We start from the raw sequence: 10,781 nt of genomic DNA, 5'->3' as shown, positions 1-10,781 counted from the left end.
AGCCAATGATACCAAACGCATTATCTATGCCATGCATCTGCAATACTTTGATAAAAGACTCTTCTGTCGTCATCTTCATGGCGTAGATTCTCCTATGCTACAGTGTCATAAACGGGGGAAAAGACAGGTTTTGCTGTCAGATCGCGTTTCCGGTCTTCAAGAACCATCTGGGCAAGTTTGGCACCGATCATGATGGCTGGTGCGTTCGTGTTGCCCGAAACAATTTCCGGCATGATCGAGCAGTCCGCCACGCGCAGACCTTCAATGCCGCGGACGCGAAGCCTTTCATCAACGACCGCCCATTCATCCACACCCATGCGACAAGTGCCGGTCGGGTGATAGATTGTGGTGGAGTTGTTTCGTGCCCAGTCTAGCAGCTCCTCATCATTGTTCTTGTCTGCTACGGGCCGCACTTCGCGGATAATGGTTGATTTGAGTGGCTCAGTCTGCGCAATACGATGGGCTATGCGAATACCCGCAAGCAGCGTTTGCTGATCAGTTTGAGTAGCCAGATAATTCGGATGGATGACAGGCGCATCCAGTGGATTGGTGGAGCGCAAGGTCACCGTGCCACGGCTTTCCGGCCGCAACTGGCAGACCGACTGGGTAAAGGCCGAGAACGGGTGGACCCCTTCGCCGGGGCTGTCGGCAGACCAGGGCTGGATATGGAACTGGATATCTGGTGTTGCAAGCTCAGGCCGCGTTTTCATGAAGCCAAAGACGAGGCTTGCCGCCATTGTCATGGGGCCGGTGCGGAACATGGCATATTCGGCACCCATGGCCAATTTCTTGAGCACGCTGCGGACTTCATCATTGAGTGTCGGCTCATTGCACTCAAAAACTATGCGTGCCTGCAGATGATCCTGAAGATTCCGTCCTACATGCGGCGAGTGCCTGTGAACCTGAATGCCATGATTCATGAGATGCTCTGCCGGGCCAATGCCCGACAACATGAGGATCTGCGGCGAGCCGATGGCGCCAGCGCACAGGATGACCTCCTGTCTTGCATGGATGGTTGAAGTCGATCCATCGGAGCGCCTGACTTCAACTCCAACTGCCCGCTGATCCTTTATGAGGATGCGCAGGACATGTGAGTTGGTTTCTATTGTAAGATTCTGGCGGTTTCTTATACCGTGCAGAAAGGCGGCCGCAGAAGAACAGCGGCGGCCATTGAGCATGGTCAGCTGGAAATGGCCAACCCCTTCCTGGGTCTCCCCATTATAGTCTGGGTTATATGGATAACCATTTGCACGTGCTGCCTCTATCCACTTCTCGCAGATGCGGCGTCTGATGCGTGGGTCGGAAACCTGAAGTTCACCCTGTGTGCCGCGCCCGGATGCATTTGGACGATGGAAGGTCTCAAGACTGGTAAAAATGGGCTCTACATCCACCCAGGACCAACCCTTGTTGCCAAGTTGAGCCCAGCGGTCATAGTCTTCCCGCTGCCCGCGGACATAGAGCAGACCATTGAGTGAAGATGAACCTCCAAGCACCTTGCCACGCGGCCAGTTCAGACGGCGCCCATTGATGCCCGCATCAGGCTCGGTCTGATAGCACCAGTCATATTTTGGGTTGTGCATTGTCTTGAAGTAGCCAACCGGAATATGAATCCAGGGATTGCTGTCCTTTCCTCCGGCCTCCAGCAAATGAACAGTGACAGAAGGATCGGCACTCAGCCTGTTGGCAGCCACACAGCCAGCCGATCCCGCGCCGATAACGATATAATCAGCTTCTCTGTTCATGAAATGACTCCAGACATTCTGCAATTGGGATGGTTGCCCCAGGGGCTTGGTGCCCCTAGGCGTGGTGTCAGATATTTCATCGGCGCCTGCGCTCGATCACTATGGCCGATACCATTGAGACAAGGGCAGCGAACACAACATAGAGGCAGACATAGAATGGATCATCATTGTTGACCGACATCAGATAGGTGGCGATCATGGGCGTGATGCCAGAGGCAAAGATGCCGGAGAACTGGTAGACGAATGAAATGCCGGTATATCTGACGGTTGGGTCAAACAGATCGGCAAAGAGCGCAGCTTCCGGGCCATAGCACATCGGATAGATCACACCGAATGGCAGAACCAGGCCAAGGACGACCAGTGCCGGCACGCCCGTGGACATCAGCCAGAAGGCCGGGAACACGCTCAATCCGAGCAGCAGCGATCCCCAGGCATAGGTGACCGGGCGACCAAGCTTGTCCGACACGCGACCAAAGACCGGGATGAACACCACCATGGTAAGGGCCGCCGCACAGACCACCCACAAGGCGGCGGTACGGTCAAGACCAACGAAGCGCGTGAGGTAAAGAATTGAAAAGACAGCAAAAATATTGAAGTAAACGCCGTCGATATAACGCGCACCCATGCCAAGGGCGACATTGCCCGGATAGCGCTTGATCATGCTGACGAAAGGCATCTGCTGGATATGGCCGCGCGCTGCTTCCTTGGCCTTCCTGAATTCCGGGCTTTCCTGAATGTTTGAGCGAATCCAGGTTCCCAGGAAGACCAGGATGATGGAGCCTATGAATGCTGCACGCCAACCCCAGGACATGAACTGTTCTTCTGGCAAAATAGACAGAAGTGCCATCACGCCGGAGGCCATGAACAGGCCAAGTGACAGGCCGATCTGCGGCAGCGAGGCATAATAGCCGCGCTTGTTCATCGGCGCATATTCATAGGCCATGAGTACCGCACCACCCCATTCACCACCAATGCCGATGCCCTGAATGACACGCAGTACTAGCAGGATGATCGGTGCCCAGATGCCGATCGTGGCATAGCTTGGCAGAAGACCGATTGCGACCGTGGCTCCCCCCATCATGAGAAGGCTCAGGATCAGCATGGCCTTGCGGCCAATACGGTCACCAAAGTGACCAAAGACAAGCCCACCCAGGGGGCGGGCCACAAAGCCTACGGCAAAGGTTGCATAGGCCAGCAATGTCGAAACAGTTGCATTGTCCGATGGGAAATAGAGCTGATTGAAGACAATCCCTGCCACTACCCCATAAAGAAAGAAGTCATACCATTCGATGGTTGAGCCAACGAGACTGGCAAATACCACTTTCTTTATATCATCGGTTTTTACTGAATTTACTGAAGCATCATAAGTCGTTTCCGCCATGACGTCTCCTCCCACGTTTGACGGTTATCGCTTCATCCGCACTCCCCTGCGAATAATGCATGGTCAAGAATGCCGCAGTTCGGGCAAGAGTCAATATATTTTTGAGACAAATCGTATCAAAAATTTACAGCCGATGGATGGTCCAGACAAAAATTCACTTGGACGGAGGGGCGCAGCTGGAGTAAAAACATTGAAAATTGTGTTTCGATTCCGTGGTTTTATGAAAAGTCAAACCGACAGCCAGCTTGCCAGCCCCAGTATCCGCAACATACTCGTACTCGAATTATTGTCGCGTCATAAAGGTGCGATTACGCCTAGTAAAATAATGGATGAACTGAAACTGCCAAAAGCGACAGTTCATCGTCTGTTGGCCTATCTGGAAGAGCAGGGTTTCATCATCAGGGATTTTGACGGCAAAAGCTATTTGCCAAGCCTGCGCCTGCGTGAAATGGCCATCGGCGTCATGCACTCGACTTTGGGTAATCAGGCAAGCAAGAATATCCTGCAATGGCTCAATCAGCAGATTGAAGAGACCTGCAATCTCGCTGTGCCCGACCATGATGCCATGATCTATATCGATCGCGTCGAGACCCATTGGCCATTGCGTATTGCACTTCATATCGGCTCGCGTGTGCCGCTCACGGCAACGGCGGCAGGCAAACTGGCACTAAGCCAGCTTTCACCAGCCATGTTCAATCGCTATATCGAAACAGCGACCTTGCAGAGCTATACGCCAAAGACCATCACCGACAAGGATCGTTTCGTTGAGGCGATCAACCAGATCCGCACGCTTGGCTATGCGACTGATCAGGAAGAATTCATCGAGGGCATGATTGCTGTGGCCGTGCCCGTGCTGAACAGCAAGAACGAGTTCTGTGCAACACTTTCCTTTCATGCGCCGAAACAGCGCATGACGCTTGAGCGCGGGCTCGCTCATCTTGATGAGCTGCGCGCGGCAGCCCGCAAGCTTGGCGCCCTGATCTTGTAAGCTGGGGCGTGCGATTGCCTGTTTCGACCGCGACCCGGCTGTTCGACAGGCCGGGCCAAAGCAATGGCAGGATCAGCCGCCAAAATGCTGCCTGATGCGCCGGGCGATGATCTCGATGCCTTCGGCAATGCGGACAAGTGGAATTGAGGAATAGGCAATGCGGAAATAGCGGCAGGGACCTTCCCTGTTCAAGAAGAAGGGAGCGCCGGACTCGATCAGCACCCCATCTTCCCTCAGTTCACGTGCAAGCTGATCAGCATCCATGCCCTCCGGCCCCTCTATCCAGAAGGATGTGCCGCCAAACGCCGACTTGCCGGCAATCCTGACACCTTCGCGATTGAGCGCATCGATCATGGCAATGTGACGCTTGTGATATTCGATGCGCATGCGATGGAGCACCGTGTCATAATGGCCAAGTGCCAGAAAATAGGCGGTGGTGCGTTGCAAATGCCCCGGCGGATGGCGCAGCATCAGGGCACGCAACGCGCGCGCCTCGTGGATGACCGGCGCAGGAGCGACCAGAAAGCCAAGCCTGAGCCCTGGAAACAGCGACTTTGAAAAACTGCCGACATAGAGGACTCGGCCATTCTGGTCGAGCGACTTGAGCGCTGGCATGGGTGGTTCAAGAAAGCTCATCTCGAATTCATAATCATCCTCAACAATGATGAAATCCTGCCGGTCTGCTGCCTCAAGCAGCGCCTTGCGCCGCTCGATCGGCATGGTGGCGGCCGTTGGCGACTGGTGGCTCGGCGTGACAAAGACAGCGTCGATCCCTTCCGGCAAGCGTTCCGGCGGCAGGCCTCCGTCATCAACATCCAGCGCGGTCATGCGCGCGCCAGTCAGGTGCAGTGTTGCACTGATATCGGGATGTCCTGGATTTTCATAAACCACATGGGAATTGCGGTTGAGCAGCAGATGGCTCACGATCCATAGCGCATTCTGCGCGCCAACCGTCACCAGGATTTCGTCTGGCCTTGCGTGAATGCCGCGGCTTGGCAAAGTACGTGTGCAGATGTAATTGACCAGTTCCTCATCATCTGCTGCGGCAAAATCATCCGCCATCAGAATGAAATCCTCGCGTGCCAATGCCCTGCGCGCGCAGTCGCGCCATGCGGCATGGTCAAACAGGTTGTGATCCATCTTGCCATAGAGGAACGGATAGCGATAACGCCGCCAGTCATGCGGCTTGCGAATGGCCTTGGCGATGTTGAAGCCGGAATGCAGTTTTGACGACCAGTCGATCGCGCTCCCCGATGGGTACGCGAGCAGCTTGTCAGGGCGTGTAACGGGCGGGGTTTTCGCGACATAATAGGCGCTTCTGGAACGCACTTCGAGATAACCCTGCGAGACCAGTTCCTGATAGGCCAGCGTGACGGTGAGCCGCGATATCTTCAGATATTCGGCCAGCTTGCGCGATGACGGCATGCGGGCGCCGGGCAGGATCGTACCTGAAACAATCGCGGATACCGTTGTTTCCCGGATCTGCGATTGCAACCCGGTCTTACGGGTTGCATCCAGGAAGAATATCGTTGGCGATACCACGTCCAAGGCATTTCTCCATTCGTAAACCTACAAATATTCGTAAGTTTGCGTCAGTTTTTCAGCTTATCCCTCTACTTCGCAATCGTATTCCTTCTTTCTGTTTTTCGACATGGAATAATTCCCCCGGTTGGCCAATGCGAAGGCATTTACGCCATCCTGATCATAACTGGACTTATTGAGACTTTAAACTGGATATAAGGCAATAGGGGCGAGATGGTTATCGTTCAATCTGGAACTAGAGATTGGCGGCCAACGCCAACGGTCATGACAAGGTCAGACATGGTTCTTGAATGGAAGGGGAACTCTATGAAATTTTTTAAAAGCATCAAGCGAGTGATATTGTTCAGTGTGGCGGCGCTATCCGCTTCCGCGGCCTATGCCGAACAGACAGTGGTTGTGGGCTATCAGCAGATCGTCGGCCCGTTTCTGACCGCAATCGCTGACGGAAAGTTTGACGCCGCTGCCAAGGAAGCCGGTTACAAGATCGACTGGCGCCAGTTTGCGTCGGGCGGCGATATTTCGACCGCTCTGGCATCCGGCGATGTGAATATCGGCGTCATCGGTTCGACCGGCATTGCGGCAGCCGCAACACGCGGCGTTGATCTGCAGCTGTTCTGGATCCTTGACAATATTGGCAAGTCGGAAGCCCTGGTCGCACGGGAAGGTTCCGGCATTGAAAAGCCGGAAGACCTGAAGGGCAAGAAGGTCGGCGTGCCATTCGTCTCCACGTCCCATTTCCATCTTCTGGTCGGTCTCAACGACGTCTGGAAGATCGATCCGCGCGAAGTGGAAATCCTGAACATGACGCCACCGCAAATTGTTGCCGCCTGGCAGCGTGGCGATATTGATGCGGCCTATGTCTGGCCGCCGGCGCTCTCGGAAATTCTCAAGAACGGCAAGGAAATTGCCAATTCGGAAGATATTGGGGCAAAGAGTGTTCCGACATTTGATGGCCTTGTCGTGAACAAGAAATTTGCCAGCGAGAATCCGCAGTTCATGACCGCCTTTACCACCGTACTGAAGGATGCCTATGCCGACTACAAGGCAAATGGTGGTCAGTGGACGGCAGACTCTGACCAGGTCAAGGGCATGGTCAAGCTGATCGGCGGCAATGCCGAGGATATTCCCGGTGCACTTGCCTTGCTGGTTTTCCCGACCGTCGACGAACAGGCCTCCACGACATGGCTTGGCGGCGGCAAGGATAGTGGAGCACTCAAGTCCATTACCGAGAGTGCTAAGTTCCTTGTTGAGCAAAAGCAGCTCGACAAGGCTCTGGATGACTATAGCGACAACGTGAACGGCAGTTTTGCCGAAGCTGCTGCGAAGTAGGCACGCTTCCGCCAGCGACCGTCGCACATGACGGTCGCGGCAATACCGCTCAAAGTTTGAAAAATTGTCATTTCTGACATCGGTCAGAATAGCACCTTCGCCCCCGAAAGGTGACGTTATGGGAATCTTGAATGTTTCAAATGTCAGCCTGACCTATCCGGGCCTTTATGTCGAAGAAGCCGTGATTGCACTGAAGGGTGTCAGTCTGCAGATCAAAAGCGGTGATTTCGTTGTTGCGCTTGGCGCCTCCGGTTGCGGAAAGACAACGCTGCTCAATCTGATGGCGGGATTCATGATCCCTTCATCCGGTGAAATCACGCTTGATGGAAAACAGGTTCGCGGCCCGGGCGCAGACAGGGGTGTCGTGTTTCAGAAACACGCACTTTTGCCTTGGCTCAATGTGATTGATAACACTGCATTTGGGCTCAAACTTCAAGGTGTTCCTAAAGCAGAACGCTATAAGCGCGCGGCCAGGAATCTTGAGCTTGTTGGCTTGCAGGATTTTCACAATCACAAGATCTATCAACTTTCAGGCGGCATGCAGCAGCGCGTCGGCATTGCGCGTGCACTGACCTGTGACCCGGAAATGCTGCTCATGGATGAGCCCATGGCCGCACTGGATGCCCTTACACGCGAAACTATCCAGGAACTGCTCCTGCGTGTATGGCAGATGACCAACAAGATGTTCTTTTTCATCACGCATAGTGTCGAAGAAGCCTTGTTTCTCGGTTCACGGTTGATCGTGATGTCGCCGCGGCCGGGACGCATTACGCATACCTATGACCTGGATTTCAACCGACGTTTCCTTGAAAGCGGCGATGCACGCGCGGTCAAGTCCAGCCCTGATTTCATCAAGATGCGTGAGACAATACTGGGGATTATCTATGGCGATGAACGAGCTTCAGGCAACCCGGAACTGGCCCATGTTTGATTTTCTGTTTCGCGCACGGCCAGTCAAGCCTGGCAAGGTTTTTGGTGCTCCCGGTGACGGCAATAGTGGCTTCATCAGCCTGGTAACCACATTGCTTCTGCTGGGCCTATGGTTTCTTGTCACGGAAATGGGCTGGGTGAAACCGCTGTTTCTCCCATCCCCCTTGGCAGTCTATAACAAATTCATCGTTGCCATGACCGATGGCGTGGCAAATTCCACGTTGATCGAACATACGCTGGCCAGTCTGGAGCGCGTATTGGGCGCCTTTGCGCTTGCCTGTATCACGGCAATTCCGCTCGGCATCCTCATGGGGGTCAACACAGTCGTCCGTGGCGTGCTTGATCCGGTCATAGAGTTTTACCGGCCGCTGCCGCCGCTTGCCTATCTGCCGTTGATCATCATCTGGCTTGGAATTGGCGAATTTCCAAAGCTGTTTCTCATCTATCTGGCGATCTTCGCTCCAATGGCGATTTCCGCCAGAGCCGGTGTGCGTTCAGTCTCGACCGAACAGATCCATGCAGCCTATGCCATGGGTGCCTCCAAGTTTCAGGTCATCACACAGGTCATCCTGAAAGCAGCCATGCCGGAAATCTTCACGGGCATGCGCATTGGCATCGGGGTCGGCTGGACGACACTGGTTGCAGCGGAAATGGTCGCTGCCCATCGTGGCCTTGGCTTCATGGTGCTGAACGCGGCACAATTCCTCGCCAGTGACACGGTCATCATGGGCATCATTGTCATTGGTGCCTTTGCTTTCGCTTTCGACCTTCTCATCCGTTATCTGGAAAAGGTCCTTATACCGTGGAAGGGCAAAGTCTGATGACGATGGGCGCAACGTAAGAACACCAATCTGATCCAGCCGCAACATAAGGCGTGGCAGCAATGCCGCGCACAGGAGGAATTTGCCCCGAACCGGGCCAAGAGACTGCTAGGAGTACTAAAATGCCAGTCGCTCAACTGACAGAGACCGATTTTTCAGACCTATTTGACGCGTTTAACCGGCACGATATCGATGCGATCATGGCATTCTTTGCTGATGATTGCGTATTCTACACAATCGGGGGGACGGAAGTGTATGGCACGCGCCTTGAAGGCAAGGACGCCATTGCCAAAGCCTTTACCGGCGTCTGGACACAGATGCCGGATGCGCAATGGGCCGATCACAGGCATTTTGTCTGTGGCAATCGCGCAGTATCGGAATGGACATTCCGCGGCACCGACAGCACCGGCGCCCGTATCGAGGCTGAAGGCTGCGATCTCTTCACCCATCGTGACGGCAAGATCATCATCAAACAGGCATTCCGGAAGCAGCGTCCTGTGCTGAAGGCATAGGCCATATGTTCCGTTGGTGAAAAGGGAACCGACTATGGATACGCACCACAAGACCAGCTTTTCTGCTTCCCAGCCCTTTGACCCGGCCTATGATCCGATGGTGGCGAAAACGCCCGGACAGGGACGCGATTATGCACCAACCTACTGGATCGCCACTGCCGGCCCCGCGCCGGAAGATGATGGCCCGATCAGGGGCGATGTCGAGGCCGATGTCGTCATTGTTGGCTCTGGTTACACGGGCTTGTCGACAGCCATCCATCTTGCCCGTGAACATGGCATCAAGGCTACTGTGCTCGAGGCCAATGGCGTGGCGTGGGGGTGCAGCACCCGCAATGGCGGACAGGCACAGATCAATGCCGGCCGGCTGAAGCGCTCACAATGGATCGAACGCTGGGGCGTGGATGTCGCAAGAAAACTGCACAAGGAAATCGCCGAAGCCTTTGATCTCTTTCGCGCACTTATCAGGGAGCCGGAAATCGACTGCGAACCTCAGGATGGCGGCCATCTCTATATCGCCCATCGTGACAAGGTAATGCCGGTGCTCGAAAAGGAATCGCGCGTCCTAAACGAGGTCTTTGGCTACCGGTCACGCATTGTCAGCCGTGAGGAAATTCTCAGCGATTTCATCCGTGACCAGGAAGCCAGGGGCGCAATGTATGAGCCGGATGGCATTGGCATTCATGCCGCCAAGCTTGCCTTCGGCTATCTGCGCCTTGCCCGCAAGCTTGGTGCGAAAGTCCACACTTCCAGTCCGGTCATTGGCATTGCAAGGCAGGGCAGTCTCTATCATGTGACGACCCCGAACGGAACGGTCAGGGCGCGCAAGGTCTGCTTTACCACGGCTGGCTATACGTCTCGCGGCCTTCACCCCTTGACCCGCTACAGGCTGATGCCGGTTCTGTCCAATTCGGTTGTCACGCGACCACTGACCAGCAGTGAAATCGAAGCCTGCGGGCCGAAAACCGGCATTCCACTCACCGATACGCGGACCTTGCGTCATTATTATCGTTTCCTGCCGGATGGCCGCATGCAGATCGGCAGCCGCAGCGCCATTACCGGCGCCGATGCGCCAAACCGCAAGCACTATGATCTGCTTCTTGCCGGACTCTATCGCAAGTTCCCGGCACTCAAGGACATTCAGATTGACTATTCATGGTGGGGATGGGTCGATGTCAGCCATGACATGATGCCTCGCATCTGCCGTCCGGATCCGGCCGAACAGATCTATTACGCCATGGGCTATGGCGGCAATGGTGTAATGTATTCGGCCCAGGCCGGGCGTCGCGCGGCAGAGCTGATTGCCGGGCGTGGCCAGCATCTCGATCTGCCGATCTTCACTTCCGAACTGCCGAGCTACGGCATGCTGACGCCATTCAGGCGCATTGGACAGCGCATCATGTACCGCTGGTACGCGCTCAAGGACGAAGTTCTCTAAATTGCATTGAAAGGTATGCGCCATGAAGATGACGACAGAAGAGTCTTTTATCAAAGTATTGCAGATGCATGGCATAGATAATGCGTTTGGTATCATTGGCT

The 10,781-nt window shown here is 54.7% G+C and carries 9 protein-coding genes; 6 read left to right on the top strand and 3 right to left on the bottom strand.

Features of this window, described 5'->3' with window-relative positions; all coding sequences use genetic code 11:
- Positions 1-92: 92 nt before the first annotated feature.
- Both ACFO1V_RS10045 and ACFO1V_RS10040 read right to left on the bottom strand, forming a co-directional pair.
- Positions 93-1,742, bottom strand: coding sequence for a GMC family oxidoreductase (locus ACFO1V_RS10045; protein ID WP_374834514.1), 1,650 nt, complete (start codon positions 1,740-1,742; stop codon positions 93-95).
- 76 nt (positions 1,743-1,818) lie between these two features.
- Positions 1,819-3,123 carry an MFS transporter gene (locus tag ACFO1V_RS10040; RefSeq protein ID WP_374834512.1) on the bottom strand — a complete coding sequence of 435 codons (1,305 nt, stop codon included), beginning with the start codon at positions 3,121-3,123 and terminating at the stop codon, positions 1,819-1,821.
- 220 nt (positions 3,124-3,343) lie between these two features.
- On the opposite strand from ACFO1V_RS10040, the gene ACFO1V_RS10035 reads away from it, so the two are divergent.
- A complete protein-coding gene (locus tag ACFO1V_RS10035) occupies positions 3,344-4,111 on the top strand; it encodes an IclR family transcriptional regulator (protein WP_374834516.1) in 768 nt (255 codons plus the stop codon).
- Between the two features lie 72 nt (positions 4,112-4,183).
- Here ACFO1V_RS10035 and pdxR read toward each other — a convergent pair whose 3' ends face one another.
- Entirely contained in the window at positions 4,184-5,659 is a 1,476-nt protein-coding gene (pdxR, locus tag ACFO1V_RS10030; protein WP_374834510.1) for a MocR-like pyridoxine biosynthesis transcription factor PdxR, read from the bottom strand.
- A 300-nt stretch (positions 5,660-5,959) separates the two neighbouring features.
- Between pdxR and tauA the strand changes: the two genes are divergently transcribed.
- The 5 genes from tauA to ACFO1V_RS10005 all read left to right on the top strand — a co-directional run bounded on the left by tauA (position 5,960) and on the right by ACFO1V_RS10005 (position 10,680).
- Positions 5,960-6,982: a taurine ABC transporter substrate-binding protein gene (gene tauA / locus ACFO1V_RS10025; RefSeq protein WP_374834508.1), complete on the top strand. Its 1,023-nt coding sequence runs from the start codon at positions 5,960-5,962 to the stop codon at positions 6,980-6,982.
- Between the two features lie 118 nt (positions 6,983-7,100).
- Positions 7,101-7,913 (top strand): taurine ABC transporter ATP-binding protein, encoded by an 813-nt coding sequence (locus ACFO1V_RS10020; protein ID WP_374834506.1) that lies wholly within the window; start codon positions 7,101-7,103, stop codon positions 7,911-7,913.
- Positions 7,906-8,733 (top strand): ABC transporter permease subunit, encoded by an 828-nt coding sequence (locus tag ACFO1V_RS10015; RefSeq protein ID WP_374834504.1) that lies wholly within the window; start codon positions 7,906-7,908, stop codon positions 8,731-8,733. The genes ACFO1V_RS10020 and ACFO1V_RS10015 overlap by 8 nt, the downstream gene beginning before the upstream one ends.
- Positions 8,734-8,855: 122 nt before the next feature.
- Positions 8,856-9,245, top strand: a complete 390-nt coding sequence (locus ACFO1V_RS10010; RefSeq protein WP_374834502.1) for a nuclear transport factor 2 family protein — start codon at positions 8,856-8,858, stop codon at positions 9,243-9,245.
- A 34-nt stretch (positions 9,246-9,279) separates the two neighbouring features.
- Complete coding sequence (locus ACFO1V_RS10005; RefSeq protein WP_374834500.1) at positions 9,280-10,680, top strand: NAD(P)/FAD-dependent oxidoreductase; 1,401 nt, start codon at positions 9,280-9,282, stop codon at positions 10,678-10,680.
- The last annotated feature ends 101 nt before the right edge of the window (positions 10,681-10,781 follow it).

Origin of the sequence: Daeguia caeni (assembly GCF_042653845.1) — a bacterium.
Classification (GTDB): Bacteria; Pseudomonadota; Alphaproteobacteria; order Rhizobiales; family Rhizobiaceae; genus Brucella; species Brucella caeni.
This window is presented reverse-complemented; position numbering and strand designations above follow the sequence as displayed.